A 23,492-nucleotide genomic window follows, 5' to 3' on the forward strand; every position below is an offset into this window, starting at 1 on the left:
CGTTCGTTAGTTGCGTCCGTTGCGTTCGTTGCGTGCATTGCTCCCAAAGCCGCCGAGCACTGCTCAGGTCGAATGCTCGGAGCATTGCTTGTAGCAGTGCTCATGCTGCTGCTCCCTTCTGCTTGGCCCACCGCGCCGCGGCAGCCTTTCTCGCCTTCTCGGACCGCGCCCGCGACTCCTCATCGGAGGGCTGGTAGACGGCCCAGTCGTGGATCTGCCAGCCGCCGTCGACTGGCTCCCACAGCCCGACCTCGACAAGCAACTCGGCGTCGCGCTTCCGGCCGTGCATCAGGCCGAGCGCGGCCGCTGGGATGAACCCGTCGTTCCCCTGCCCGCCGCAGTAGCCCAGGCTGAACACCCACACGCACATCGCGTGGTCGCCGCCGCGCTGCCCGAGCAGTTCGAGCGTCTTGTGGTTGCTGTGGAGGTTCACGTCCACCCGCACCCAGTTCAGATTCGCCATCAGGCTTCCCCCTGCATCCGCCAGACGGCGTCCTTGTCGGTTATCTCGTCCCAAGTGCCGTCGTGCCTATACAGCACCCAGACCTGGCGGACAGTGCCCATCACGGTCGTGACCCAGCGGCGAGCCGGCCAGACCAGCGGGTCCGCGTACCCGGGCACGGCGTAGCCACTCGTGAGCGCTTCGGCCGGGTGCGAGCTCTTCCACCCGTGGCACCCGGTCGTCCCGGACCCGCAGAGGAGCTGGAGGTTCTCGACGACGGTGAGGCCGCCGACGCCGCGCCCCTTGCGGTGGTCTCGGTTCACGCCCCAGATCGGATGGACGCGGAGGCAGCGGACGCACACACCGTGGTCACGGAACGTCGCCGCGTCGTACGCGCGTGCCTCCTCGGTCGGCGTCGGCTTCGCGAACTTCGGGCCGATCACGCCGCCACCTCCGATAGGGTGCGCACATGAGTGATGGCACGGGATGGATCGAGATCGTGGGCGCAGCTGCGTCGGTACTGAGCGCTGGTACCGCCTTCGTCGCAGCGATGTCCGCCGCCTCGTCGAAGCGGTCGGCTGACGACGCTCAGGAATCGGCGCTTAAGGCATGGCAGCAGACTGCCGATGCCGCCGCGGAGACGAACGAGGTCCACAAGGCCATGGCCGAGGCTGCAGCGCGTCGACTTCGCATACCGTTTGCGAGAGAGCTCAAGATGTACGCGAACTCTTTCCTCGCGAAACGCGTCGCGGGGCTCAGCGTCCAGCAAGCGATGGAGGAGGACATTGCCGACACGTCGAGAGTCGACCTCCTGATCCGCTTGCAGAGTGAAGCCGACGAGCCGACCGCAAGCTTGATAACGGGGTGGGCATCGAACGTGTATTACAAGGCCCCGCTCGCTGCCAGCGATTTCCCGGGCATGATGGCGCTGTCGCAGCAAATTCAAGACCGACTTGACCTGTGGGTAGACGACCCAAAGGCGGCAGCCGCTTTGTGCGAGGAGGCAGGCGCCGCCTTGTCTGGATGATCTCACGCTGCCACCGCCCCGAGGAACTCGGCGACCGCGTGCCCGAGGTCGCGGGCGGCCGGCGGGGTCACCGCGTTGCCGGACTGCTTGACCTGCTCCCGCTTCGAGCCGAGGAGGACGTAGTCAGTCGGGAACGCCATGCCACGCTTGATCTCGTCAGGCTCGAGCATCCGGAACTCGACATCGTCGACGTCGAGCGAGATCGGTTCGGCCGCGAGGAGCGACTGGTGGCCGCCGGTGGTGAGCGTGCGCAGCTCCTCCGTGACGGGCGTGCTCATCTCGGCGCCGCCCTGGTTGTTGCGCATCACGAGGGCGTGGGTCGTCGCGGTCGTGACGGTCGGCAGGGTCTCGTCGACCGGGCGGGACCGGTTCGCGTGGTTGTTCGTCATGACGAGTGCGTGGTGGTTGCCGTTCGCCGCGACGGTGTCGATCGGGTGCTCGGCGGGCTTCGCGACGCCGTGGTTGCGCAGCGGGATCACAAGCGCGTCCGTCTCGGCCGTCGTGCGCGTCGGCATGACGTCGGCGACCGGCGTCGCGTCCGTGCGCCAGGTGCCGCCTGCCGGGACCATGAGCGCCGTCTCGGCGCGGGTCGACTGGGTGCGCATCGGGTCCGTCACGGGCGCCGCGACCTTCCCCTCCCGGCCCTCGACCGGGATCAGGAGAGACGGCGTCGCGCCGGATGCGGTGAGGGTGCGGATCGGCTCATCGGTCGGCGTGCACAGGTCGCCGGCGCCGCGGTTGTTGTAGTTCCGCATGACGAGCGGCGGGACGGCGACGCCGTGCTGGACCGTTGTCGACTGCGTCGGCATCGTCTCGTCGACCGGGTACGCCCGGATGTAGCTGCCGCCCTTGCCGGACGCCGAGTCGTACGTGTTCCCGGCCGCCGCGACCACGATCGGCTTCCAGTACCGCTCGATGCCCTTCTCGATCCGCAGGCGCGTCTTCTCCGCCAGTGGCTTCTTCCGGTCCCCGATCCGCTCGCCCCGGATGGACCAGTCGATCGCGGACGCGGCGGGCAGCCAGGCCGGCTCGACGACGACGGCGCACTTCGGGCACCGGTAGACGTACTGGGCGCGGTAGCGGCCCCACGCCTCGGCCTTCTTGAACGCCTGCACCGCGCGCACCTCGCCGTGCTCGACGCACACCGCAAGCGGGCGAGTCCACTGCTCGAGGCGCGGCCGCGGGTTCTTCGCCGACGCGATGTCCTTGCGCCAGAAGACGACGTACATCCGGTCGCGCGACTGCGGGGCGGGCAGGCCGGCGCCCTGCGCGTGCATCGAGTTCAGCCAGACGATCTCGTGCTGGTAGCCGAGCAGCTCCATCGCCATCAGCCAGGCGGGGAACTGGATCCACCGGTGCGCGTCGACAACGTTCTCGATGATGATCGCCTTGTACCGGTGGTACTCGGCGAACCGGGGGACGTCCCACATGGTCGCGCGGGACCGGTTCGCGGCCTCGTCGACCAGCGGGCGGGTGCCGTTCAGGTCGAAGAGGGCGGCGTCCTCGGCGCGCTGCCGCTTCACGCCCTTCGCGATCGAGTGGTTCGTGCACTCCGGCGACGCCCACAGGATGTCCGTGCGCGGGAAGTAGGCCGGGTTCACCTGCGAGATGTCCGCGTTGCTGTGGTCCGTGTCGGGGTGGTTCAGCTGGTGCGACTCGATCGCGCGCGCCCAGTGGTTCGCCGCGATGATCACCCGAAACCCCGCCGCGACGAGTCCGGTTGACGAACCGCCCGCGCCACAGAAGAGGTCGGTAGCGGTGAGGCCGTTCATCGAGTGCCTCCCGCTAGAGTCGCGACATGGTTGAAGATGACGTGCCCGAAGAACTCCCTGAATTTGCGACGTTCAGTGCGCCCTTTCGACGTAGCGGTCACACCTACCAGATAGGGGGCCAGGCACGAGATCACTGGGTGCTCAGGCGCTTCGACGAGAGTGATCGCGGCACGGACATCGGCTTCATCAAGAAGCACGGCGGCAAGTGGGGCTTCGTCGACGCGTCGCTCACGGCGGACGCACATGCAGCTCTCGCCGACGACTGGCGGGAACTCGTCCGTCTCTACACCTAGCGCGTTCATGCGGCCCACCGAACCTTGTCTATCGCGCGGAGGTTCGCGGCCGGCAGGGACTCTTCGATCGGCTGCCCGGCGAGGCGGGCTCCGATCGCGGCGAGCACGAACGCGTCGGCCTCGTTGTCGTTCGCGACGTCAGCGGCGGGGTAGCGCTTGAGCACAGCGGCGAGCACCTCGGACTTCGAGGCGTTGCCCTTCCCGGTGGCGTACATTTTGACGCCCTGTGGGGTCACCTCGGCGAAGCGCTCGCTGTCGATGTCGTCGGTGAGGGCGTCCATGACAAGCCACCAGAGGCCCGAGCGGTCGTGGTGAGAGCCGCCGGTTTGACCGTAGGCGGGCTGCTCGATAATCACGATGTCTCCGAGCGCTGCCCAGCCGAGCACGTCGAGAGTGAGTTTGTGGAGGCGCACCGCGCGGGTGAGGAGGCCGTCGTCGGTCTTGCCCTTCGAGCGGACGGTGCGCGCGGACATCTCGGTGCCGCGGATGGTCGCGACGCCGGTAGCGGTGAGGGAGAGGTCGAGCCCGACGATTCGGAGCGGGGTCGGCGTGGCATGGTTGTCGGACACACTGATTCCTTCTGAGTAGGGGGAGCGGTTGTGGAGGGCGGCCAGGACGCCGGAATCGTCCTGGCCGCCCGGTTCGGGCTACGGCCGGCCGTAGAAGATCGGCACGTCGCCGATGCCGTCGTGGATGCGGGTCTCGGTGGTCTTGCCCGTCGCGGCGTCCGTGATCTTGTCGGTGCGGCCGTCGCGGATCTCGGTCACGATGTCGGCGAAGGCGGCGTCGAGGATGTTCTCCGGCCGCTCGATCGCGTACCCGAGCGCCAGGCCGTTCGCGCCGGTGCGGTAGCGGAACTGAGCCCAGAGGTAGTAGATCGGGCCGCCGATGTACGGGCGCAGCGCGATCTGGATCCGCTTCGGGACCTCGATCGTGCCCTTCTGCCCGGCCTTCGCTGCGACCGTCTCGGTGTACTCGAACTGGATCGCGCCGGAGTCGAGCCGGACCGCCGAACCGAAGTCGGCTTTGGACTTCGCCTCGAACGTCGTCGCGATCTCGATCAGCGTCGCGTGGTCCGGCTCGATGACGTCGAGCGCACGGTCCTCGATGAACTCGGCGAACTCCTGCTGAGTGAACCACGAGTGCGAGTTCTGACCGAGGTCGCTCGCCATCCAGGCCTCCCACGCCTTCGTCTTCTCGAGCGCGAGGGTCAACTTGTGCTTCTCCCAGCCCGCCGGCTCATCGGTGCCCTGGTGCGAATCGATCACGGCGATGACGCTCGACGCCGAGGTGTGGGCGTAGACCTCGGTGCCAGACGTGCGGTGCCGGTTCACGTACCCGACGAACGACGCGGCGTCCGTGACCGTGCGGTTCGCCTTCGGCCGCCGTGGGGCGTCCGCGAAGTCGTCGGTGTCGATCACCTTCACGCCGCCACGGCCATCGGCGACCGCGTAGATGGTGCCCTCGGCGAGCTGGTGCGGTTCGATGCCGGCGACGGCGAGGGCGGCGATGGTCGCGGCCTCGGACGCGCTCTCAATTACGCCGAGCTCGGCGTTCTTGTAGTCGGTCATGCGTTCGGGATCTCCTTGATCTCCCCAGTGCGGGGATCGGCGTAGTCGGGGGCGGTACGGATGTCCTCGTCGGCGAAGAGAGGCATCGCGGTCGGGTCGGTGCGCTGCAGCTTGTTGCCCTCCCCGATGTAGGCGATCGACCCCTCGCGGTTCTTCTCCGGCAGCTTCATCGCGATCTTGTCGTTCACGATCACCGCCGTCCCGCCGCCGTCGACGAGCTTCACGTCGAAGCGCACGGAGAGCGACCCGGCCTTGCCAGTCGCCTTCACCGCCTCGATGAGCTTCGTCAGCCCGTCGGCGAGCTCGATGTCGGTCTTCGGCCGGATGGAGGCGAGCACAGCTGCGAAGCTGTCGCGCGTCCCCTCCTGCCTGTTGGTGTCCACCATTCGATTTCCCTTCTCTGGGTGGCTTTCAGCGGGCTACGCCGCCGACGCCGTACGCGGCGCCGTTGACTTTGTTGATGTTCTGGTAGCCCATGAGCTTCGACTTCAGGGCGTCCTGGAGGTGCTCCGCGTGGTGGAGTTGGGCCTTCGCCTCGTTCAGCTCACGGAGCAGCGGCAGACAGGACAGGCGCGCCTCGGCGATGCGGTCGTTGTACAGGTGCCGCTTCGACTCCAACTTCGCCATCTCGAACGCCTTCGAGTACGCCTCCTCGGCGTCGTAGCGGGCGCGCTGCAGGGTGTCGATGATGACGACCGCGCGCTCGAGGCGGTCACCGATCTCGCGGATGATGAACTCGATCTCCATCGGCGAGACGGGCTGGTAGTCGAGCAGCTCACCCGTCGTCGAATGCACGATTTCCGTCACGGCTGCACCTCACCGCGCGCGACGGCGGCTTCGTATTCGGCAGCCTCGCGCCGTAGGAACTCTTCCTCGGACGGTTCGTCGGGCTCGGCCTCGTGACCGACGGCGGCCGCCGCCAGCTCGGCGGGTGAGGGTCGGTCGGAGCGCGAGTCGACCGTGAGTGTGCCACCGTGGGCGGCGACGAGCGGCCGGAACTCGTCGATGACCTCACGCGCCTGTGAGGCGACCAGCCGCTTCCACTCCCGCTCGAGGTCCGCCTTGTCGGTGGTGGCGAGGATGATCGACTTCCAGTCCTCCGTCGCCGGCTCTCGGCGGTCGACCGCGAGCTCGCCGAGCTCGTCGAGGTTCACGACTGCCTGGTCGGCGTCGAGCGCGAGCGCGAACTTCCATGAGTCCCGCGACTTCGCCGTGTACTTCGACACCCGCCGGATGCCGGTCTTCTTCACCATCGCGGCTTCGTCCGTCGCCCACGGGGTCTTCGCCCAGTTCGACGGCCGCATCCGGTCCCGGATGGTCTCGATGTCGAGCCACTCGATCAGGGACCGGTCGGCACCCTTCACGAGCGCCCGCCCGATCACGCCGCGCAACTCACCGCGCGCGCCGTCCGGCGCCGGCCGCAGCTTGAAGTGCGTGCCGGTCTCGTCGTCCCAGGGCAGATCGACGTCGTCGTTCTCGTAGACGAGCTTGCCCTCGATCGCGTCGTACTCGCCGGTGTTCATGGCGAGCGTGATGAGCCCGTTGTAGCCGACCACCGGGACGACCTGCCACTCCTTCTCGCCGCGCTGCGCGTTCCAGTTCTGGCGAGGGGTGAGGTGGAACTGCTGCATCGGGCCGCCGACGGGCAGGTCGATCTGCGCGGCGAAGTAGAGCGCGCCGAACAGCGACGACGGCGTGCACCGGCGGAGGAACGGGTTTGCGTTGAGGGCGGAGAACGCCTCCTGGATGAAGCGCTCCGCCTGCTGCTCGCCGCCGAGGAAGCGGACGAAGTCCTCTCGGCGTTCGAAGAGCGCCTGCCCGGCGGGGTCGTCCTCGATGCGGGCGAGATCGGTAGTCATGCTGCGAGGCTCCTTTCGAAGTCGTGCGCCGCGCGGACGCCGGCCAGCACGGGGCGGGCGATGCGCAGCAGCTTGGAGAGCGCGGCGTCGTCGCGCTCGATGATCTGGATGTGCGGCTCTAGCCGCCGGGGAACGCCATCGACCAGCTCGCGCCAGAGGTACTTCGTGCGCCGGGCGCCGAGGACGTACTGGGCGAACCAGATCTGACGGAGGTGGGCGGGCGTGGGGCCGGTGTGCACGCGGCCGTGGATGACCTTCACCTCGGCGAGCACCAGCTCACCGGACGGGAGCACCTCGATGCCGTCCGGTGTCGCGGCGAACCCGCGCTCGTCGACGGAGTGGAAGGTGAGCGTGTTGTGCGGGATGCCGAACCAGTCGAGGATCTCGGGCTCCCACCGGTGCCCGGCTTCCGTGTACGCGTTGCCCTGGAACTGGCCGTCCTTGAGCTTCGCGAGGATGTAGCTCGGGATCGACTGCTCGCGGGCGAAGGTCGCGGCGTCCGAGGCTCCGATGAAGTCGGCGCGGCCCCAGTTGGCACGGTCGGCAGAGTCGGCGAGCACGCGGTCGAGGTAGCTCAAAGCAGCACCCCGATCTGCTCGACGACGATCGCAGGCAGGTCGCGCAGGCCGAGTGCACCGCGGTATGGCAGCGGTTCGCGCAACGGGCGAGCGTCGTCGAGGCACAGGTGCCAGGCGCCGCGCTCCGCCCACGGCGACCCGCCAGGGCCGCCGACAGGTCGGTGAGGGCAGCAGTTGCCGCCGTCCTGGTCCTGGTGAACGGCCCAGAGGTTGGCGACGCCGATGATTGCACCGAAGACGATGCGGGTATCCGTCTCTCCGCCATGGGCCATCCGATGCGCGGTGGCAGCGGCGTTGTCCTTCTCGAAGGCAGCGAGGCCTGCGTGGATCGCGACGGGACCGCGGTACATGCCCGCGATGTTTCGCGTCCGGTTCTCGACGTCTTTGCCCGCGTGGATGATCGCCCACGCCCACGGCTGGCGCACGGTCAGGATCCTCATGCTGCGTCCTCCGGCGTCCAGTCACCGTCCGCATCGGCGGCGGCGGTGTCGTCGTGGAACGGGAGCAGCGGCTTCCGAACGGGCAGACCGACGATGTCGCTGATCGCCTCGAACAGGTCGCTCATCGGGCCACCTGCCCGTCCTCGATCGTGATGCCGACCTTCCCGGACTCGTCCACGACCTCGACCCACACCTGGTAGTCGTTCGCCGCCGCCAGCTCCGAGATGATCGCCATCGACTCCTGATCGAGCAGCGAACCGTCCATGATGCGCAGCACCCGAAGCTTCGGGTTCGCCGCCATCGCGAGCGCGACCGAGACGCGCAGCTGCTCCGCCGATGACGCCTGGCCGAGCGGGATGCCGTTCAGCGTCACGCCGGCGTCGTCGAACGAGAGCCCGGGCACCGGGAACTGGACGGCCGCGAGGGCGTCGGCCTTCTGCTTCTCGATCTCGTCGAGGCGGATCGTGAGTTTCGCGCGCGCCTCCTTTCGATCCGCGAGCTCGTCCGCGACCGCGGCGCGATGCTTCTGGTCGCGGATGCGCCGGTTCAGATCCTCCAGCCCGGAGAGCCGGTCGGTGATCGCCGCCACATCGGCGCGCTCGGGGAGGGTCGCGAGCAGCTTGCGCTGAGCTTCCTGCTCGAACTCCGCCCGCTCGACCGCCGCCTGAGCGAGCGCGAGCGCCTCGCGCGCCTTCTCCGCGATCGTGTCCTTCGCCGCCAAGATGTCGATCTCGCGGTCGATCTCCGCGTTCACGGCGCGTGCCGCGTCCGCCTCGGCGAGCAGGTCGGCGGCCGACGACTCCTCAGCGGGCAGGGTCGGGTCTGGGGCCGCGTAGGCCGCGAGCTGCGCTTCCAGTCGGACGACGTCGCGTCCGACCTCCGTGCGCTGGTCGTACACGCCCTTCCGCTGCCGCTCCAGGTCGTCCGGGTCGAACGGCAACTCGACCATCGAGACGAGCGTCGCGACCTGGTCCTTCGCGGACTGGCGGACGAACGCGAGCGGGTCGAATGCGCGGCGGCCGAGCAGCTCGTCGAGGACCTTCTGCGGGGACGAGTAGCGGGCGCCGTCGGCGGACTCGACCGTCAGCGTTCCGGCGTCGTCCTTCGTCCAGCGGCGGGTGACGATGAGGTCGCCCAGGTCGAGGCGGACGACGGCGGTGTCCTGGCCGTCGCGGATGGGCTGCTGGGTCGCGCGAGAGGCGTCGCCGCCAGCGAGCGCCGCCCACAGGGCGTCGAGCACGCTCGACTTCACCTGCGCGTTGCGCCCGGCGATGGTGACGACGTTGCCCGTGGGGGAGATGTCGACGACGACGAGGCGCTTGTAGTTCTCGGCGCGGAGACTCAGAACTCTGAGAGACATGGTTACCTTCCGAAGGTGTCGGGGCCGGTGAGGTAGCACGCGGCCGCGTAGGTGAGGATCGTCCCGCTGGCGCCGGCCATCAGGAGCGGGGTGGTGTTGAGCGCGGCGCCCAGGAAGGCGACCGCGGCGAGGATGAGGAAGAGGGCGACGAAGGCGCCCTTTTGGTGGCGGAGGACGAACGCGACCATGCGGCGCAGGGCGCGCTTCACGAGTCGTCCCCGTCCGTCAGGCGGGTGACGTGAGTCGTGCCGCATGGGCCCGGGCATGTCCACCGGTAGGTGATCTCGACGGCAGACCAGCCGGCCTCGATGTCGATCACCTCGGCGTCGACGTCCCCGTACCAGCCGCACGACGAGCACGAAGCGTCGATCGTCTCGGCCGCGATGTCAGGGGAGGGCTTCGGGGCGCGGATGTCGATCATCGCCACGTCAGCACCCCCGTCGCGATGAAGAGCCATGACACCGTCACGACCGTGCCAAGCAGGCCGAGCACGATCACGAAGAAGGCCGCGAGCACGGAGCCGCGGAATGGGCGGTCGTCGCGCGGCATCACGAGCACACCTCCAGATCGAGATCGTCCTCGGCCGCGAGAGCGGCGACGGTAGCGACCGCGGGGAGCGCCCGGTCGGCGGTCTCGGGGTGAACGAAGTTCGTTCGCGCGCGGTCGGGGCTGATGAGTTCGGTCACGATCCCACCGCCTGCAGCGCGCCGACGTGCAGCCGCTGGCGCAGCCGGTCGATGCCCTTGACGGTGACACGGACCTGCGGCGGGTCGAGCACGAGCTCGCCCGTGCCCGGGTGGTGGTGGAACTGTGCCTTCTCGGACAGGTAGCCCTTCTCCATGCGCTCGGCGAACGCGCGCCACTTGCCGTCCCCGCCGCGGTAGATCCACTTGATCTCGGCGAGCTGGGTGAAAAGTCGCTGCGGGCCGGTCGGGATGCCGCCGCGCGTGAGGATCTTCGCTGCGTCGCCCACGGAGTAGTCGCCCTCGGCTGACGCGATCGCGTTCCACGCGTCAGCGCGGGGGGCTGCCTCGGCCAGCTCAGCGCGTGTTGCGTCGTGGGCCTCGACCTCCGCGAGCAGCTCGTGGAGGGCTGACGCGAAGTCGTGAGGCAGAGCGCGCTGCGCCTCGACGACGTACCCGCCCGTTCTGCGAATTGCAGGGAGCACCTCGTGAGTGACCCACCGTTTGAACGGCTTGGCCTGCGCAACTCGGGAACGGAGTGCCGCCGAGTAGAGGCCGGCCTCGCTGATGATGCTGACGGTCTGGTTTCCGCCAGGGGTACGCAGAATGTGCGTACCCTTCTCGTCCTCGTCAAGGTTGCGGCCCATGTCGCTGGCCATGCGGTAGCCGAGGGCGCTGGAGACATCTGTCGCCACAAACCAGGGTTCATCGTCGAGGACGATCACGCGGAGATCCACCCCCTCGCGCCGGAAGATGCTAATGTCAGTCGTGTTCAAAGGACTTGCTCCTCTCTGATTCGCCCCGGTTGGCCCCGGGGCGTTTCTGCTATGCGGACTTGCGCGAGCCGATCGGGGTGACGTTCGGTGCCGGAAGGAGCGAGAGCTTCCACGCTTCGATGTCCTCCGGCCGCCAGCGGAGGTACTTCCCGACGCGGATCGCGCGCGGGCCGTACTTCTTCGCTTGCCAGCCGTAGATCGTCTTGACGGGGACCTGCAGATCGTCAGAGAGCTGCTCGATCGTGAGCATCTGACTCATGCCGCGTGTCCTTCTGCCATCTGGTCCGAGCGCTGGTCACGTCCCGCAGCGGCGCGGAAGATGTCGTCGGGATCGATGCCCAAGGCCACCGCGATCTGCGCCACCTCGATGACGTTGAACGGCGTCTTCCCTGTCGTCTTGCGCGAAAGGGTTGCCTTCGGAATTCCCGTCTCCTCCGCGATCGACGAGTGTGTTCTCGCCGCCCGCGCAATCTGAGCCCGCACCTCGGCGGCGATCGATTCGCCATACGTGAGTGCTTCCATGCCCCCACATTAGGTTCCAATTGGAACCAGGTCAAGCTTGTTGACCCCGTTTCCAAAAGTGGTTATCTTGTTCCATATGGGAACCGCTAGTAGAGAACTCGGTCCGCTTGTCGAGGCCGTCGCTGCCGAGTTGCGCGCGCGCCGCGCCTACCTGAACCTGGGGCTCCGCGAGCTTGCAGATCGTGCGCGACTGCCGCATCCGACCGTCTCTAAGAGTCTCAACGGCAAGCGCGTCATCGACGTGGAGGAGTTGGGTCGCCTCGCGCACGCGCTTGAGATCGGCCCGGATGTGATCATGCGCGACGCCCTCGCCAATCTCAAGAAGCGTGGGTTCGAGATCGCCAGCTACATCCCTTCGCTCAACAACGCGGACGCCGCAGACCTCCGTCGATTCGGCGTGAAGCCTCGGCTGAGTGTCGTACCCCATGCGGATACTGACCTGCACAGCGTCGATCTCTCCAACGACATCGACCTCGCCGCCACGGAAGACGGCTCACACATCGACCCAAGCAGGGGGGAATCTTGACGATCGAAGCACTCGACATGCTGCTCTCGGACTGGGACGAGCGCCGCCCGTTGCCAGGCTCGACGAACTACATGTTCGGCATCCAGAGCCTCATTGACGGACCGTGCGCTATGGACTACGACCCGTGGGTACACGCCGAGGACCTCGCGATCCCGGTCATCGTCAACCCGAACCTCCCAAGCCCGAAGATGATCGCCGCCTTCTCCCGACGCCGCGGAGCGATCTTCCTCCGCCCAAACCAACGCGACGACGTCGAGCGGTGCGCGCTCGCGCACGAGATCGTCCACTTCGAGCACCAGGACGTAGGCACCACGCGCTCGCAGGAGGACCGCGCCGACCGCATCGCCGCACAGCGGCTCATCCGGCCCACACGTCTGCGCGAGGTCGCGCTTCAGACCGACGATCCCGGCAGGATCGCCTACGAACTCGGCGTCACCGAGCACATGATGCGTATCTACATGAGGAACCATGCCTAGGCCGCCGCTCGTCATCGGCACCTGGGGGCGAATCAACCGCCGGCAAGTCGCACCGAAGCAGTGGGTCGCATCCGCCCGCTACCGCGACCACGACGGCGTCACGCGCAAGGTCGAGCGAACCGCGGCCACTGGGCAGAAGGCCGAGGACGCCCTTAAGGACTACCTCACCAAGCGGCTGACGCTGACAGAAGAGGATCTCACCCAGGAGTCGACAGTACGAGCCGTCGGCGAGGTCTGGCTGCGAGACGAGATCGAGGGAGTGAAGGCGCTCAATACCGAGCGGCGCTACCGCGAGGTCTTTGAAGGAGTGGTGACCCAGGGCCTCGGCGGCGTGCGCATGCGCGAGATCAGCGTCGCCCGGCTGGACCGATTCCTGAAGCTCACAGCATCCACCCGCGGGTCGGCAACGGCCATCGTGACCAAGACCGTGCTCTCCGGCATCATCGGACTCGCCGCGCGCCACGGTGCGATCGACCGCAACCCGCTGCGCGATGTCGCCACGATCAAGAAGACCCGGAAGGAGGTCCGAGTCCTGCCCATCGAGCAGCTCTGGGATCTTCGATCCAAGATGTACGCGAACGAGCTCGCCGTCCTGCGCGACGTGCCGGAGCCGGTCGACTTCATGCTCGGCAGCGGCGCCCGCATCGGCGAGACACTCGCGCTCAGATGGGCGGACCTGGACCTTGAGCACGACGTCGCCACGGCACAGATCCGTGCGACGGTGGTATGGGTGAACGGGCGCGGCATGATCATCCAGGAGCACCCGAAGACCTCGTCGTCTCGTCGCCGGCTGAAGCTGCCCCCGTTCGTCACGGAGATGCTCGAGCGGCGGCGTCTGCGGGAGTCGACGAACGACTTCGACCTCGTGTTCGCTTCGGCCGTCGGAAGCGTGCGCGCGCCGGCGAACCTCCGTCGACAGTGGAGGGATCTGCGCGAAGAGATCGGATACGACTGGGTCGTGCCGCACACTTTCCGTAAGTCTGTGGCGACGCTTGCTGAGGACCCGGAGCTGGCGAGCCAGCAGCTCGGTCACTCCGGCACAGCCACGACCAAGCTGCACTACATCCCGCAGGTGCACGAGGGGCCAGACCTGACGGAGATCCTGCAGGGGATCGCGGACCCGGCGCTTACCCGGCGGAAACAGTCGGAAACGACGAGCAAGGATGATCGCCGACGAGCGTAGCGAGCTCACCTTCCAGCCTGATCAGGTCGGGAAATCGAGCAATGATGAGCAAGGACGAGTTGAGCCCGTCGAGAATCGTGGTGTCGCGGGTTCGAGTCCCGCCCTCGCTACAAGACCCCCGGAATCCTACGGTTCCGGGGGCTTTCTCGTTTCTCGGGGCGGGGAAAGCCAAGATCGGTTTCGACCCACCGCTGGACGTCACTGCGTCGACTCTCACCGAGGTGTCCTGTTCCCTGGTCTGCGCTCGTGTGGGTGCCACGCAGACTCCATCGCAGCCACCGATGACGGCGTGAGGTTGCTCTGTGCAGTCATCCACTGCTCGCCCAGGTCACCGATCGTGGCACCGGTGACTGTCGCGTCGACGTCGGGTCCCGTGCGGGTTCTCGACCTCCGCGCGACGCCAGGCGCTCCGTGCCGTCGGAGGAGGGGGCGACAGCACCTCGGTCACTCCCGCCTCTCTGACAGCACCTTCACCTTTCGCTGGTGCCAGACGATCGGCGTCGGCAGCTCGTCGCTCATCATCGAGAGCACGCGCAGGACGATGATGTCGTGGTCGCCCGCCGGGTAGCTGTGCTCGACGGCGCACTCGAGCCAGGTGGGAGAACCTTCCAGGAACACCGCGCCGGAGGGCAGTTCGGCCTTGCGGACGCCGCGGAGACGGTTCCGCTTGTCTCGGGAGGCGAGTTGTCTCGTCTGTCCCGCGTGGTCCTCGCCGAGGACCGAGACACCGATCGCCGCTGCTGCCGCGAGGTCAGGCCAGGTCGTCGAACTGCGCTGCGCCGCGAAGGAGACCATCGGCGGGTCGAAGGAGACGCCGACCGAGAAAGAGGAGGTGATCATCACAACCGGCTCCTCCCCGATCATGGCGGCGAGGGCGGCGACGCCGGAGGGGAAGCCGGCGAAGGCCGCGCGCATCTGCTCGGGATCCGAGGTGAAGTCGTGCGTCATCGTCATCGCGACCGATCCATCCGCAGAGAGGCGTGGATCGCGGGCGCCCAGGCGTCCACCCACTTGTCGAGCGCGCCCTCCTCGGCGTAGCGGGAGTCGAGCTGGTAGAGCCCCTGGGCGGGGCAGACGGCGCCGAGCTCGACCAGCACGGGCTTGAGGGTGAGCTCGGGGGCGAGCGCATGCGCCGGGCCGGCGCCGAGCATGAGAGGCACGCCGACCTGATCGGCGAGGCCGGTGGCGGTGGCGAACTGGTCGAGGAAGAGCTTCAGCAGACCGGTGTACGTGCCCTTGTAGGTGGGAGAGGCGGCGACGACCAGATCTGCATCCTGCACTCTGGCGACGGCTTCGGCGACGACCGGGTCCTCAAAACCCAGGAGACGCGGGCCGAGTTCGGAGACCTCGATGGTCGTCGCGTTCGCGCCGAGGACGGCGGCGAGGCGCTCGGCGGCGTCCCGAGTGCGCGACTGCGGCTTGGGGTTGCCCACGATGACGGCGGCAGTGAACATCAGGAGACATTCCTTTCGTGTGGGTTCCGGGCTGCGGCGAGCAGAGAACGGGCCTCCCGCTCGTCCTGCCGCATGGCCTCGGCCAGTTCGTCGGGACTCGCGAAGGTCTTCTGCTCGCGGAGGAGCCGATCCGCGGTCACCTCGGCGCGGTGCCCGTAGAGGTCGCCGGCGAAGTCCAGCACGTGCACCTCGACGGTGTGCGCGCGGCCGGGGAAGGTGTCGTTCGTCCCGATGGAGATCAGGGCAGGCAGCGGCTTTCTCCACGACTGGGCGCGGAAGCCGCCGATGTAGACGCCGTCGGCGGGCCGGGTGCCGGGCTCTTCCAGGTCGATGTTCGCGGTCGGGAAGCCGAGGCCGAGGCCGGCGCCTGCGCCGCCGACGACGGTGCCGACGAGGACGCCGCGCCGACCGTCGTCGTGGGCGTCCGCTGGATGCGCGCCGAGGAGCACTGCGGCGACGATGCTCAGCACGGCCACGAGCGCGAGCGCGGCCAGTGCGGCAGCATTACCCGTCCACGCCAGCACGACGGCGGTCGCAGCGCTGCCGAGCACGGCGCCCAGCTGCTTCATCGCATTGAAGGCCCCGGAGGCGGCGCCGATCGACGATCGTGGGACAGCGCTGACGGTAGCGATGGAGAACGGCGACCAGATGAAGGAGTTCGCGATCCCGAACAGTGCGAACACCGCGGCGATGGTCCAGAGCGGCGCTTCCGCCCAGACCAGCGCGGAGGTGCCGCCGATCGACAGCACGAGCGCGACCCCGCCGATGACGGCGACCGTGCGCAGCCCGACGGTGTTGTTCAGCCGGGCCGAGACGGGAGCCGCGAACAGGCACACCACCCCCATCGGGACCAGGACCAGCGAGGAGGTCACCACATCCAGCCCCCGGTCCTCCTGCAGCGCCAGCATCAGCGGGATCGGCGCGGAGCCGACGCAGAAGGCGGCGGCCGCAGCGCCCCACGATGCGGTGACGAAGCCGTTGCTACGAAACAGCGACGTCGGCAGCAGCGCGCGATCGCCCGAGCGGCGCTGCAGCCACACCACGGTCACGACGATCGCCGCGCCGAGCGCGACCAGAAGCCAGCGCGGGACGTCAGCGACGGAGGCCGAGGCCGCGTCGGTGCCCTGGATGCCGAGGACCAGCGCGGCGACGCCGAGGGCGTTGCCCGCCATCGCCCAGAGCGGGATGCGCGCGGGCTGCCGCTCCGACACCGGCACCCAGACCAGCACGGCCGCCGCGGCGACCAGACCGATCGGCAGGTTGACCCAGAAGATCGACGGCCAGCCAGCCGCCCCGACGAGCAAGCCTCCCAGGATCGGCCCGGCGGCAGTGGCGGCGCCGCCGACCGCACCCCAGATCCCGAGCGCCACCGCGAGCCGTGGCGGGGCGAACAGGGTGCGGATGATCGTCAGGCATTGCGGCGTCATGAGCGCGGCTCCGACGCCCTGCGCGACGCGCCAGCCGATCAGCGAGCCGACATCGTGCGCCAGTGCGCACAGCACGGAACCGACGGTGAACGCGGCGAGCCCGATGAGGTAGATGCGCCGGCGGCCGAACCGGTCGCCCAGCCTTCCGGCGATCAGCAGGGGCACCGCGTACGCGATCAAGTAGCCGCTGTTGACCCAGATCGCGAAGGTCGCGGTCGTTCCGAGCTCGGCGATCAATGCGGGCAGGGCGACCGACGTTATCGTGCTGTCCAGCAGCAGCATGAAGAAGCCGAGGCAGAGGCTGGACAGAGCGAGCCAATCCCGCGTCGATCGTCGCACGGCGCCACCCACCTCAGACCGCCAGGTTCTCGCGGAGCGTCGAGCCGGGGTACTGCGGCGCGAGGGCACCGCGGCGGCGCAGCTCCGGGACGAGCAGCTCGCTCAGGTCGGCGAGACCGGACGGCATCGAGAGGGGGCTCGAGAGCATGTAGCCGCCGCGCGAGCCGGTCTGGGCGAAGTTCTCCTCCAGGGCGTCGGCCACGGTGGCGGCATCGCCGACGACGGTGTGGTCGAGACCGCTGGCGGCCTCGAAGCCGTGCTCGAAGAACTCGGTCCGGCCGATCGTGTAGTCCTCGCCGAACTCCGCGACGAGCGCGCCGACGAAACCGCCGGGGCTCGCCTGGGACGCGACGATCTCATCCCGCAGCTCGCCCAGCCGGAACGAGCCGGGCAGCGTCGAGAAGTCGTACCCGGAGTTGTGCGAGAGCATCGTGCCGATGGCCTCCTCCGTCCAGAACTCGAGCACCGCATCCCGCCGCGCCGCCGCCTCCGCAGCGGTGCGGCCGACGATCGCCTGCGTCGCCCAGAGGATGCCGACGTGCGCCGGATCGCGCCCCTCTGCGGTGAGCGCCTCGTCGAGCATGCGACGGTGGCGCTGCTGGCCGGCGATGCTGCCGCCGAACCCGAAGACCAGGTCGGCGAACGCGGCCGACCCGGCGATGCCGCGCGGCGAGTTGCCCGCCTGCACGATCACGGGATGCACCTGCGGGCTCGGCACGGAGGCCAGCGGGCCCTTGACGGTGAAGAACCGGCCGTCGTGGTCGATCGGATGCACTTTCGACGGCTCGGCGAACCGGCCGGTCGCCGGGTCGCGCTCGATCGCGTCCGGGGCCACCGAGTCCCACAGCGCGCGGCAGACGTGGATGAACTCCTCCATCCGCTCGTATCGCAGGTCGTGGTCGATCAGCTGCGCGTAGCCGTAGTTCGCCGCATCCGCACCGCGGCTGGAGGCGACCACGTTGAAGGCGATCCGGCCGCCGGTGACGTGGTCCAGCGAGTTGAGGAGACGGGCGACGTAGAAGGGGTGCATGAACGTCGACGAGTAGGTGAGCCCGAAGCCGATGCTCTCCGTCACCGTCGACATGGCGGCGATGACCGGCGACATGTCCTGCCGGGGCCATTGGATGCCCCACTCGACCGCCGGGTCGATGCTGCCCCGCCAGGTGCTCGGGATCCCGGAGCCGTCGCCGAAGAACAGCATGTCGACGCCGGCGCGCTCGGCGGTGCGGGCCACCTCCAGATACATGCGCACGTCGGGGAACTGCCGCCCGACCCACGACCCGGGCTGCGCCCAGCGGCCCTCGGTGTGCGTGAAGGAAAGGTCGTAGGCGATGTGCATGCCGCTCAAACGGTCACCTGCTTCCAGAGGGAGACGACCTCGTCGGTGTCCGAGAGGACCGCGACGTTGAGCTCCAATTGCACGAGCGCGGCCTCGTTGACGGCGAGGTCGTACGCGGCCGTCGCATCCGTCGGCACCACGACCGGCCAGTCGAGCTGCATGGCGTCCTGCGCGGTCGCGTCGACGCAGCATTCGCTGGTGAGACCCACGATCGTGAGCCAGTCGTAGCCGGCGGCGCGCATCCGCGCGTCGAGGTCGGTGCCGAGGAAGCCGCTGTAGCCGCGCTTGACGACGCGGAGCTCGCCCTCCGTGGGCTGCATCCGGTACCACTCCGCGCCGGGGGTGCCGACGATGCAGGGCTCGGTGGGTCCAATGGGTGCGTCGTAGTCACCCTCGCGCAGCCAGTTGCTCGACCGCCACGGACGGGTCGGGTCGCTGCCGAGCTCCACCCACACGACCGGGACGCCCAGTGCGCGAGCGGAGTCCACGAGCGCACCGATGCGGGTCACGGTGGCGTCGAGCTCGGCGACGACCTCGTCCGTCAGTCCGTAGGCGCCGAGCGCGGCCGGGTCGCCGAAGTCGCGCTGCACGTCCACCACGACAAGGGCCGGGACGCTCCCGGGCCGGGTCAGCTGCGCGAGCTGCGCGTCGCGGAGGTCGCTCACCGGTCACCGCCCGCGTCGTGCGCGCGCAGGGCCGGGAGCACGGTCTCGCCGAACAGGACCATGTCCTGGTCGTACTCGGGGAAGATCAGCATGAGGCCGTCGAGGTCGGCCTCGCCAACGATGTACTGGATGTGCTCGGTCACCGTCTGCGCGGAGCCTGCGACATACGCGGTCTGGAACGCCGCCTCGCCGACCGCGCCGGAGGCCCAGGCGCGGGCCTGGTCCTCCGGCACGCCCCACGACGCGCGCATGTTCGCCAGCGCCTCCCGGTCGACACCGGCGCCCCACTCCTTCACCTTCGCCTCGGCGAGCGCATCCGTCTCGTCCTGGACGACGGTGAGCATGGAGTACGTCTTGCAGGCGCGGCCGTTCGCCGCGGCTCTGGCGTGGACGTCGGCGGAGAGCTCCTTCATCTCCTCCAGGCTGTCGCCGGCGAGGAAGGCCCCGTCGGCGAAGCGCGCCTGGAAGGCGCGGGCGGCCTCCGACTTGCCCGCGCTGATGATGGTCGGCGTGGCCGACGGGTGCGGCCGCGACTCGCAGTCGACCAGGTCGAAGTACGGGGTGTGCATCGTGACGGAGTCCTCCGACCAGAGCCGGGTGACGGCCTCCGTCCACAGCTCCGTCATCGTGTACCGGTCGGCGTGGCTGAGCGCGGGGTCCCAGATGCCGAACTGCTCGAACTCCCCGGCGTAGGCGCCGTTGACGATGTTCATGCCCGCCCGGCCTCCGGAGACGTCCTGCAGCGTGGCGTACATCTTCGCCGCGATCGCCGGGTTGTGCACGTTGGCGTGCATGGTGGCCCAGATCTTCACCCGCTCCGTGGCCTCGGCCAGCGCTGACATCATGGTCATCGACTCCAGCGAGCGGCCCCAGTGATCGGTCGTGCCGCCGAAGCCACGCCACTTCGCCATCGACATGATGAAGTCGAGGCCGATCTCCTCGGCGTGGAGGGCCGCACGCTTGTTCCAGGCGTACGTGGCTTCGGGGTGGGGTGCGGTGGTGGAGAGCATCCAGCCGCCGTTTCCGATCGGGAGGAAGATCCCATAGTCTTTCGCGGGCATTGAGGGCCTTTCGCTGCGTTCGGTGGTGGGGCTTACGGTGCGGGCCAGATGAGCGTGTCGCCCTTGTAGATGGCCTTGATGTAGGAGTCGTCGAACCACTTCTGCGCCGTCTCGCCGGTCACGTTGTCCGGGACGATCTGGAACTGGTGCAGCATGTCGACGAGCTTCGTCACGTTGGACTCGTCCATCCCGCCGAGCGGCTGGCCGGGAGTGGGGTTGTCGGCGACGACCTTGGTCTCGGTCTTCCAGATGGTCGCGTTGAGCTTCTTGTCGTACGTGGCGCCGCCGGAGAGGTCGGCCGCGAAGCCGACGCACTTCTCGGTGTTCGCATCGCTGGAACTGCAGTAGTCGTAGGCGTGCAGTGCGGCGCGGAGGATGTCCTGCACCGCGGTCGGGTGGGCTTTGGCGAAGGCCGGGTTGACCGCCATCGCGCCGAGCGAGCTGGGGATTCCGTACGTGACCGGCTGCCAGACCGTGACCTTGTCGCCGGCCGCCTTGAGCTGGTTGGGCTCGTTGGAGATGAAGCCGGTGAGGGCGGCGAGGCCGTCCTGCTTGCGCGGCAGCACCGAGGGGTCGTAGCCCTCCTTGACCAGGGTGAGCGACTTCCAGTCGACGCCGGCCTTGACCATCATCGCCTCGACCGCGGCGGGGACGTATCCCTTGTGGCCGACGACCTTGCCATCCAGCTGCGTGAGGTCGGTGATGTCGGGGTTGGTCATCAGGATGTCGAGGCCCGCGTTCGAGTACGACGAGATCCCCTCGATGTCGATGCCGTTGGCCCGCGCCTGGATGAGGTCCTGCTGGGAGATGGCGGAGACAGACGCCTGCCCGCTGGCCAGCAGCTTCGTGTTCTGGGCGGTGTCGCCGGTCCCGGGCTTCAGCTGCACGTTCAGGCACAGGTCGTCGAAGTAGCCGAGCTTGCTGGCGGCGACGTACTCCAGGATCGAGGCGGACGACTGGAACTGGTAGCCGGAGAGGTACGTGATCGTGCCGGCCTTCTTGTTCTCGGCACAGCGCTCTGCCGAGATGGCCTTGCCGGACGACGCGGAGTCTGCGGGGGAGCCGGAACTGCACGCGGCGACACCGAGCGTCAGGACGACGGCGGTGAGGGACGCGAGACCGGCCTTGATGAGACGGTGCTGCATGGGTCACTCCTTCGGGGGATGGGGTGGTGCAGGGGTGCGCGATGGCAGGGGTGGGCCTGGTCGCCGGTCGGCGACAGGTGGGAGGAGCGCGAGGAGGGCGGGAGCGCCCTCGCTCAGTCGGTCGAGCTCTCGTGCCAGTGCAGGACGCGACGCTCGATCAGGGTGATGAGGGCGAGCAGGAGGACGCCCATGACCGCGAGGACGAAGATGGCCGCGTAGACCACGGCGAGCTGGTTCATCGACGACGCGACGCTGATGGCCGTGCCGAGACCGCCCGTCGACCCGGAGGCGGAGAGCTCGGCGACGACCGCGCCGATGATCGACAGCGGGAAGACGATCCGCAGGGCCGCGAAGATGTACGGCAGCGCGTTGGGGATGCGGAGGTGGACGAGCATCTCCAGGCGGGACGCATCCATCGTCTTGTACACCTGCATCACCTGCTGCGGCACCGACCGGAGGCCGACCGCGGTGTTGATGAGGATGGGGAAGAAGCAGATCAGCGCGGTGATGATGAGCTTCGGCAGCGGACCGAAGCCGAACGCGACGACGAGGGCCGGCGCGATCGCCACCAGCGGCGTGACGTTGAGCACGACCGCGATCGGCATGATCGCCCTGCGCGCCACCGGCAGCTCACTGATCAGCACGGCGACGACGAACGCGGCGACGAAGCCGATCGCCAGCCCGGCCGTCGCCTCGCCCAGGGTGATGAGGGCGTTGCCGAGGTAGTAGCCGATGTTGTCGGCCAGGGAGTCGCCGATCGCCTGCAGCGGGGGGAGCAGGTAGGGCATGGATGCGGCGCCCCACTGCCAGAGCCCGGCGAGGAGGGCGAGCATGACGACCAGCGGAAGCCACACCGTGGGCCGGATCCACGCCAGCCGCGACTTCGGGTGCTTGAGGCTGAACCGCGAGGGCTCGGCGGGGACGCCGTCCTGCAGGGTGTGCGACACGGCGGCCCGTTCTGTTGCGACGCTCATCTCGTAACCTCCTACGCCGCGTCCGTCGATCGCCACGCGGAGCGCAGGCGATCCCTGATCAGGTCTTCGTATTCGTGGAAACGGCGGTCCTCGAACAGCTTCTGGTTGCGCGGCCGCGGCAGGTCGATGTCGATCACGTCGACGATGCGACCAGGACGCGGCGCCATCACGACGACGGTGTCGGACATCCGTACGGCCTCGGAGACCGAGTGCGTGACGAACAGGACCGTGGTCTTCAGCTCGTCCCACAGGTCGAGGAGCTGGTCCTGGAGGCTCTCGCGGGTGAACTCGTCGAGAGCGGAGAACGGCTCGTCCATCAGGAGGACATCCGGCTGGAGGCCGAAGGCCCGCACGATCGCCGCACGCTGCTGCATGCCGCCGGAGAGCTGGGCGGGGAGCTTGTGGGCGGCATCCGCCAGCCCGGCCCGGTCGAGCAGCTCGAGCATGTCGGGGGATTGGTCGCCGCTGCCGCGCTCGGCGAGGTGGCCGATGCGCTGGCGCCGCTTGGCGGCCCCCGGGTTGATCTTCTGCGGCAGGGTCACGTTCTGCAGCACCGTCAGCCACGGCAGCAGCGCCGGGGTCTGCGGCACGAGCCCGATCAGCTTCGCCGCGCCCGCCTCACCGGGCGTCACGTCGTGGACGCGGACCTCGCCGCGACCGGCCGACTCGAGCCCGGCGACGATGCGCAGCAGCGTCGACTTTCCGCATCCGCTCGGGCCGATGAGGCTGACGAACCGTCCCGGCTCGATGGACAGGTCGACGTCGTTCAGCGCGACCATCGCAGAAGACCCGTACCCGTAGACTTTGCCGACCGAGGTCAGCTCTACCGCTGGCGTCACTCTCCACACCCTCCATGCCGTGCACGGACCCACAGGCCCGTTCCCAGATGGCGGAGAGCGTGCGTGGCGAGTTCGATGTCTGCCACGCGGAGTCCGCTTGATATCCCCCAACGATATCCGGGCAATGTTTCGGTGACCGCGCCCGAAGATTGCGTGCGTGTTAACTCTGAGCGTGGAGAGGGGTGACAGCAGCACCGTCGAACAGGTACACCTCGACGCCGAGATCCGCCGCCGCGACGGCCACCCACCCGTTGAGCGCGCGGGCGGTGACCGCGTTCACCACCACCGCCGCTCGCTCGACCTTCGGGTCTGCCGCGCGCAGCCAGAGGAGCTTGAACATGTCGGCCATCACCTTGTTGCGGTAGGACGACCGGTAGGAGCCTTGGTTCGCGACCAGTTGCACCACGATCGCGCCCGCGGCATCCATGCCCTCGACCTCGACGCGGACGCCCCCAGCGAGCAGCAGCTGGCGGGGTCGTAAGGACGTTCCGAGCCGGTCGCCGAGCGCGGCTAGCATCAGCCGCTCGACGGAGTCTTCGCCGAAGCGTTTCCACTCCGCTGCACCGGACTCGTCTGGACCTTCCATGTGGTCAGGATAGGCGCGCGGGGTTTCCGTCAGGTTTCGGCTGGGTCGGAGAGGGCTGGAGCGGAACGCGCGGATCGCGGAGTCCCACACCACCACCGGGTGATGCGGATCTGCTCGTGAAGGTGGCGGCGCGTGGAAGGGGCAGCGCGGGTCGT

The 23,492-nt window shown here is 68.6% G+C and carries 34 protein-coding genes; 5 read left to right on the forward strand and 29 right to left on the reverse strand.

Annotation, left to right across the window (positions count from 1 at the left end; genetic code table 11):
- Nucleotides 1-100: 100 nt before the first annotated feature.
- Together IT072_RS03790 and IT072_RS03795 are read right to left on the reverse strand one after the other, a co-directional pair.
- Nucleotides 101-463 carry a hypothetical protein gene (locus tag IT072_RS03790; protein WP_223359507.1) on the reverse strand — a complete coding sequence of 121 codons (363 nt, stop codon included), beginning with the start codon at nucleotides 461-463 and terminating at the stop codon, nucleotides 101-103.
- Entirely contained in the window at nucleotides 463-885 is a 423-nt protein-coding gene (locus tag IT072_RS03795) for an HNH endonuclease (protein ID WP_223359509.1), read from the reverse strand. Before IT072_RS03795 ends, IT072_RS03790 begins: the two co-directional genes overlap by 1 nt.
- 26 nt (nucleotides 886-911) lie before the next feature.
- Between IT072_RS03795 and IT072_RS03800 the strand changes: the two genes are divergently transcribed.
- Nucleotides 912-1,469: a hypothetical protein gene (locus tag IT072_RS03800; protein WP_223359511.1), complete on the forward strand. Its 558-nt coding sequence runs from the start codon at nucleotides 912-914 to the stop codon at nucleotides 1,467-1,469.
- Nucleotides 1,470-1,471: 2 nt separating this feature from the next.
- Here IT072_RS03800 and IT072_RS03805 read toward each other — a convergent pair whose 3' ends face one another.
- Nucleotides 1,472-3,241: a DNA cytosine methyltransferase gene (locus IT072_RS03805; RefSeq protein WP_223359513.1), complete on the reverse strand. Its 1,770-nt coding sequence runs from the start codon at nucleotides 3,239-3,241 to the stop codon at nucleotides 1,472-1,474.
- Between the two features lie 26 nt (nucleotides 3,242-3,267).
- Between IT072_RS03805 and IT072_RS03810 the strand changes: the two genes are divergently transcribed.
- Entirely contained in the window at nucleotides 3,268-3,534 is a 267-nt protein-coding gene (locus IT072_RS03810) for a hypothetical protein (protein ID WP_223359514.1), read from the forward strand.
- Nucleotides 3,535-3,539: 5 nt separating this feature from the next.
- Here the strand turns inward: IT072_RS03810 and IT072_RS03815 are convergent, their stop codons facing one another.
- From IT072_RS03815 to IT072_RS03880, 16 genes are all read right to left on the reverse strand, one after another.
- Nucleotides 3,540-4,103, reverse strand: coding sequence for a hypothetical protein (locus tag IT072_RS03815; RefSeq protein ID WP_223359515.1), 564 nt, complete (start codon nucleotides 4,101-4,103; stop codon nucleotides 3,540-3,542).
- 78 nt (nucleotides 4,104-4,181) lie between these two features.
- Nucleotides 4,182-5,105 (reverse strand): DUF2303 family protein, encoded by a 924-nt coding sequence (locus IT072_RS03820; RefSeq protein ID WP_223359516.1) that lies wholly within the window; start codon nucleotides 5,103-5,105, stop codon nucleotides 4,182-4,184.
- Nucleotides 5,102-5,491, reverse strand: a complete 390-nt coding sequence (locus IT072_RS03825; RefSeq protein WP_223359517.1) for a hypothetical protein — start codon at nucleotides 5,489-5,491, stop codon at nucleotides 5,102-5,104. Before IT072_RS03825 ends, IT072_RS03820 begins: the two co-directional genes overlap by 4 nt.
- Nucleotides 5,492-5,516: 25 nt before the next feature.
- The gene (locus IT072_RS03830; RefSeq protein WP_223359518.1) at nucleotides 5,517-5,912 is read right to left on the reverse strand and encodes a hypothetical protein; all 396 of its coding nucleotides are present in this window, start codon (nucleotides 5,910-5,912) and stop codon (nucleotides 5,517-5,519) included.
- The gene (locus IT072_RS03835) at nucleotides 5,909-6,964 is read right to left on the reverse strand and encodes a recombinase RecT (RefSeq protein WP_223359519.1); all 1,056 of its coding nucleotides are present in this window, start codon (nucleotides 6,962-6,964) and stop codon (nucleotides 5,909-5,911) included. Before IT072_RS03835 ends, IT072_RS03830 begins: the two co-directional genes overlap by 4 nt.
- The gene (locus IT072_RS03840) at nucleotides 6,961-7,542 is read right to left on the reverse strand and encodes a recombinase (protein ID WP_223359521.1); all 582 of its coding nucleotides are present in this window, start codon (nucleotides 7,540-7,542) and stop codon (nucleotides 6,961-6,963) included. The genes IT072_RS03835 and IT072_RS03840 overlap by 4 nt, the downstream gene beginning before the upstream one ends.
- Nucleotides 7,539-7,982, reverse strand: coding sequence for a hypothetical protein (locus IT072_RS03845; RefSeq protein WP_223359523.1), 444 nt, complete (start codon nucleotides 7,980-7,982; stop codon nucleotides 7,539-7,541). Before IT072_RS03845 ends, IT072_RS03840 begins: the two co-directional genes overlap by 4 nt.
- Nucleotides 7,979-8,107, reverse strand: coding sequence for a hypothetical protein (locus IT072_RS21245; RefSeq protein WP_263282061.1), 129 nt, complete (start codon nucleotides 8,105-8,107; stop codon nucleotides 7,979-7,981). The genes IT072_RS03845 and IT072_RS21245 overlap by 4 nt, the downstream gene beginning before the upstream one ends.
- Nucleotides 8,104-9,342, reverse strand: coding sequence for a hypothetical protein (locus tag IT072_RS03850; protein ID WP_223359525.1), 1,239 nt, complete (start codon nucleotides 9,340-9,342; stop codon nucleotides 8,104-8,106). Before IT072_RS03850 ends, IT072_RS21245 begins: the two co-directional genes overlap by 4 nt.
- A gap of 2 nt (nucleotides 9,343-9,344) precedes the next feature.
- On the reverse strand, nucleotides 9,345-9,551 hold the full coding sequence (locus IT072_RS03855; protein WP_223359526.1) for a hypothetical protein: 207 nt from the start codon (nucleotides 9,549-9,551) through the stop codon (nucleotides 9,345-9,347).
- On the reverse strand, nucleotides 9,548-9,769 hold the full coding sequence (locus IT072_RS03860) for a hypothetical protein (RefSeq protein ID WP_223359527.1): 222 nt from the start codon (nucleotides 9,767-9,769) through the stop codon (nucleotides 9,548-9,550). Before IT072_RS03860 ends, IT072_RS03855 begins: the two co-directional genes overlap by 4 nt.
- Nucleotides 9,760-9,891 carry a hypothetical protein gene (locus IT072_RS21250; RefSeq protein ID WP_263282062.1) on the reverse strand — a complete coding sequence of 44 codons (132 nt, stop codon included), beginning with the start codon at nucleotides 9,889-9,891 and terminating at the stop codon, nucleotides 9,760-9,762. The genes IT072_RS03860 and IT072_RS21250 overlap by 10 nt, the downstream gene beginning before the upstream one ends.
- On the reverse strand, nucleotides 9,891-10,028 hold the full coding sequence (locus tag IT072_RS03865) for a hypothetical protein (protein ID WP_223359528.1): 138 nt from the start codon (nucleotides 10,026-10,028) through the stop codon (nucleotides 9,891-9,893). Before IT072_RS03865 ends, IT072_RS21250 begins: the two co-directional genes overlap by 1 nt.
- The gene (locus IT072_RS03870) at nucleotides 10,025-10,750 is read right to left on the reverse strand and encodes a phage antirepressor KilAC domain-containing protein (RefSeq protein ID WP_263282063.1); all 726 of its coding nucleotides are present in this window, start codon (nucleotides 10,748-10,750) and stop codon (nucleotides 10,025-10,027) included. The genes IT072_RS03865 and IT072_RS03870 overlap by 4 nt, the downstream gene beginning before the upstream one ends.
- 100 nt (nucleotides 10,751-10,850) lie before the next feature.
- Nucleotides 10,851-11,060, reverse strand: coding sequence for a helix-turn-helix transcriptional regulator (locus tag IT072_RS03875; protein ID WP_223359529.1), 210 nt, complete (start codon nucleotides 11,058-11,060; stop codon nucleotides 10,851-10,853).
- The gene (locus IT072_RS03880; RefSeq protein ID WP_223359530.1) at nucleotides 11,057-11,323 is read right to left on the reverse strand and encodes a helix-turn-helix domain-containing protein; all 267 of its coding nucleotides are present in this window, start codon (nucleotides 11,321-11,323) and stop codon (nucleotides 11,057-11,059) included. The genes IT072_RS03875 and IT072_RS03880 overlap by 4 nt, the downstream gene beginning before the upstream one ends.
- A gap of 76 nt (nucleotides 11,324-11,399) precedes the next feature.
- Between IT072_RS03880 and IT072_RS03885 the strand changes: the two genes are divergently transcribed.
- The 3 genes from IT072_RS03885 to IT072_RS03895 are packed head-to-tail and all read left to right on the forward strand — an operon-like array spanning nucleotide 11,400 to nucleotide 13,508.
- Nucleotides 11,400-11,849, forward strand: a complete 450-nt coding sequence (locus tag IT072_RS03885; RefSeq protein WP_223359531.1) for a helix-turn-helix domain-containing protein — start codon at nucleotides 11,400-11,402, stop codon at nucleotides 11,847-11,849.
- 17 nt (nucleotides 11,850-11,866) lie between these two features.
- Nucleotides 11,867-12,325 (forward strand): ImmA/IrrE family metallo-endopeptidase, encoded by a 459-nt coding sequence (locus IT072_RS03890; protein WP_223359533.1) that lies wholly within the window; start codon nucleotides 11,867-11,869, stop codon nucleotides 12,323-12,325.
- A complete protein-coding gene (locus IT072_RS03895; protein ID WP_223359534.1) occupies nucleotides 12,318-13,508 on the forward strand; it encodes a site-specific integrase in 1,191 nt (396 codons plus the stop codon). Before IT072_RS03890 ends, IT072_RS03895 begins: the two co-directional genes overlap by 8 nt.
- 444 nt (nucleotides 13,509-13,952) lie before the next feature.
- Here the strand turns inward: IT072_RS03895 and IT072_RS03900 are convergent, their stop codons facing one another.
- The 10 genes from IT072_RS03900 to IT072_RS03945 form a co-directional block, all read right to left on the reverse strand.
- Nucleotides 13,953-14,462, reverse strand: coding sequence for a flavin reductase family protein (locus IT072_RS03900; RefSeq protein WP_223359536.1), 510 nt, complete (start codon nucleotides 14,460-14,462; stop codon nucleotides 13,953-13,955).
- Nucleotides 14,459-14,962, reverse strand: a complete 504-nt coding sequence (locus tag IT072_RS03905; protein WP_223359538.1) for an NADPH-dependent FMN reductase — start codon at nucleotides 14,960-14,962, stop codon at nucleotides 14,459-14,461. The genes IT072_RS03900 and IT072_RS03905 overlap by 4 nt, the downstream gene beginning before the upstream one ends.
- Nucleotides 14,962-16,728 carry an MDR family MFS transporter gene (locus tag IT072_RS03910; RefSeq protein WP_223359540.1) on the reverse strand — a complete coding sequence of 589 codons (1,767 nt, stop codon included), beginning with the start codon at nucleotides 16,726-16,728 and terminating at the stop codon, nucleotides 14,962-14,964. The genes IT072_RS03905 and IT072_RS03910 overlap by 1 nt, the downstream gene beginning before the upstream one ends.
- Before the next feature lie 13 nt (nucleotides 16,729-16,741).
- Nucleotides 16,742-18,067, reverse strand: a complete 1,326-nt coding sequence (locus tag IT072_RS03915) for an NtaA/DmoA family FMN-dependent monooxygenase (RefSeq protein ID WP_223360895.1) — start codon at nucleotides 18,065-18,067, stop codon at nucleotides 16,742-16,744.
- Between the two features lie 5 nt (nucleotides 18,068-18,072).
- Nucleotides 18,073-18,732, reverse strand: coding sequence for a cysteine hydrolase family protein (locus IT072_RS03920; RefSeq protein WP_223359541.1), 660 nt, complete (start codon nucleotides 18,730-18,732; stop codon nucleotides 18,073-18,075).
- Entirely contained in the window at nucleotides 18,729-19,793 is a 1,065-nt protein-coding gene (locus IT072_RS03925; protein WP_223359542.1) for an LLM class flavin-dependent oxidoreductase, read from the reverse strand. Before IT072_RS03925 ends, IT072_RS03920 begins: the two co-directional genes overlap by 4 nt.
- A 32-nt stretch (nucleotides 19,794-19,825) precedes the next feature.
- Entirely contained in the window at nucleotides 19,826-20,938 is a 1,113-nt protein-coding gene (locus IT072_RS03930) for an ABC transporter substrate-binding protein (protein WP_223359543.1), read from the reverse strand.
- Between the two features lie 113 nt (nucleotides 20,939-21,051).
- Nucleotides 21,052-21,912: an ABC transporter permease gene (locus tag IT072_RS03935; protein ID WP_223359545.1), complete on the reverse strand. Its 861-nt coding sequence runs from the start codon at nucleotides 21,910-21,912 to the stop codon at nucleotides 21,052-21,054.
- 11 nt (nucleotides 21,913-21,923) lie between these two features.
- Complete coding sequence (locus IT072_RS03940) at nucleotides 21,924-22,691, reverse strand: ABC transporter ATP-binding protein (RefSeq protein ID WP_223359547.1); 768 nt, start codon at nucleotides 22,689-22,691, stop codon at nucleotides 21,924-21,926.
- 220 nt (nucleotides 22,692-22,911) lie between these two features.
- Nucleotides 22,912-23,337, reverse strand: coding sequence for a hypothetical protein (locus IT072_RS03945; RefSeq protein WP_223359549.1), 426 nt, complete (start codon nucleotides 23,335-23,337; stop codon nucleotides 22,912-22,914).
- Between the last annotated feature and the right edge of the window lie 155 nt (nucleotides 23,338-23,492).

This window comes from Leifsonia sp. ZF2019 (assembly GCF_019924635.1).
Classification (GTDB): domain Bacteria; phylum Actinomycetota; class Actinomycetes; order Actinomycetales; family Microbacteriaceae; genus Leifsonia.

Coding starts and splice junctions, on each gene's coding strand:
- IT072_RS03915 (WP_223360895.1), bottom strand. CDS start 18,067: ATGCACATCGCCTACGACCTTTCCTTCACGCACACCGAGGGCCGCTGG.
- IT072_RS03940 (WP_223359547.1), bottom strand. CDS start 22,691: ATGGTCGCGCTGAACGACGTCGACCTGTCCATCGAGCCGGGACGGTTC.
- IT072_RS03800 (WP_223359511.1), top strand. CDS start 912: ATGAGTGATGGCACGGGATGGATCGAGATCGTGGGCGCAGCTGCGTCG.
- IT072_RS03945 (WP_223359549.1), bottom strand. CDS start 23,337: ATGGAAGGTCCAGACGAGTCCGGTGCAGCGGAGTGGAAACGCTTCGGC.
- IT072_RS03810 (WP_223359514.1), top strand. CDS start 3,268: ATGGTTGAAGATGACGTGCCCGAAGAACTCCCTGAATTTGCGACGTTC.
- IT072_RS03850 (WP_223359525.1), bottom strand. CDS start 9,342: ATGTCTCTCAGAGTTCTGAGTCTCCGCGCCGAGAACTACAAGCGCCTC.
- IT072_RS03930 (WP_223359543.1), bottom strand. CDS start 20,938: ATGCAGCACCGTCTCATCAAGGCCGGTCTCGCGTCCCTCACCGCCGTC.
- IT072_RS21250 (WP_263282062.1), bottom strand. CDS start 9,891: ATGCCGCGCGACGACCGCCCATTCCGCGGCTCCGTGCTCGCGGCCTTC.
- IT072_RS03835 (WP_223359519.1), bottom strand. CDS start 6,964: ATGACTACCGATCTCGCCCGCATCGAGGACGACCCCGCCGGGCAGGCG.
- IT072_RS21245 (WP_263282061.1), bottom strand. CDS start 8,107: ATGAGCGACCTGTTCGAGGCGATCAGCGACATCGTCGGTCTGCCCGTT.
- IT072_RS03895 (WP_223359534.1), top strand. CDS start 12,318: ATGCCTAGGCCGCCGCTCGTCATCGGCACCTGGGGGCGAATCAACCGC.
- IT072_RS03875 (WP_223359529.1), bottom strand. CDS start 11,060: ATGAGTCAGATGCTCACGATCGAGCAGCTCTCTGACGATCTGCAGGTC.
- IT072_RS03890 (WP_223359533.1), top strand. CDS start 11,867: ATGCTGCTCTCGGACTGGGACGAGCGCCGCCCGTTGCCAGGCTCGACG.
- IT072_RS03790 (WP_223359507.1), bottom strand. CDS start 463: ATGGCGAATCTGAACTGGGTGCGGGTGGACGTGAACCTCCACAGCAAC.
- IT072_RS03885 (WP_223359531.1), top strand. CDS start 11,400: ATGGGAACCGCTAGTAGAGAACTCGGTCCGCTTGTCGAGGCCGTCGCT.
- IT072_RS03905 (WP_223359538.1), bottom strand. CDS start 14,962: ATGTTCACTGCCGCCGTCATCGTGGGCAACCCCAAGCCGCAGTCGCGC.
- IT072_RS03845 (WP_223359523.1), bottom strand. CDS start 7,982: ATGAGGATCCTGACCGTGCGCCAGCCGTGGGCGTGGGCGATCATCCAC.
- IT072_RS03900 (WP_223359536.1), bottom strand. CDS start 14,462: ATGACGATGACGCACGACTTCACCTCGGATCCCGAGCAGATGCGCGCG.
- IT072_RS03880 (WP_223359530.1), bottom strand. CDS start 11,323: ATGGAAGCACTCACGTATGGCGAATCGATCGCCGCCGAGGTGCGGGCT.
- IT072_RS03935 (WP_223359545.1), bottom strand. CDS start 21,912: ATGAGCGTCGCAACAGAACGGGCCGCCGTGTCGCACACCCTGCAGGAC.
- IT072_RS03825 (WP_223359517.1), bottom strand. CDS start 5,491: ATGGTGGACACCAACAGGCAGGAGGGGACGCGCGACAGCTTCGCAGCT.
- IT072_RS03820 (WP_223359516.1), bottom strand. CDS start 5,105: ATGACCGACTACAAGAACGCCGAGCTCGGCGTAATTGAGAGCGCGTCC.
- IT072_RS03805 (WP_223359513.1), bottom strand. CDS start 3,241: ATGAACGGCCTCACCGCTACCGACCTCTTCTGTGGCGCGGGCGGTTCG.
- IT072_RS03925 (WP_223359542.1), bottom strand. CDS start 19,793: ATGCCCGCGAAAGACTATGGGATCTTCCTCCCGATCGGAAACGGCGGC.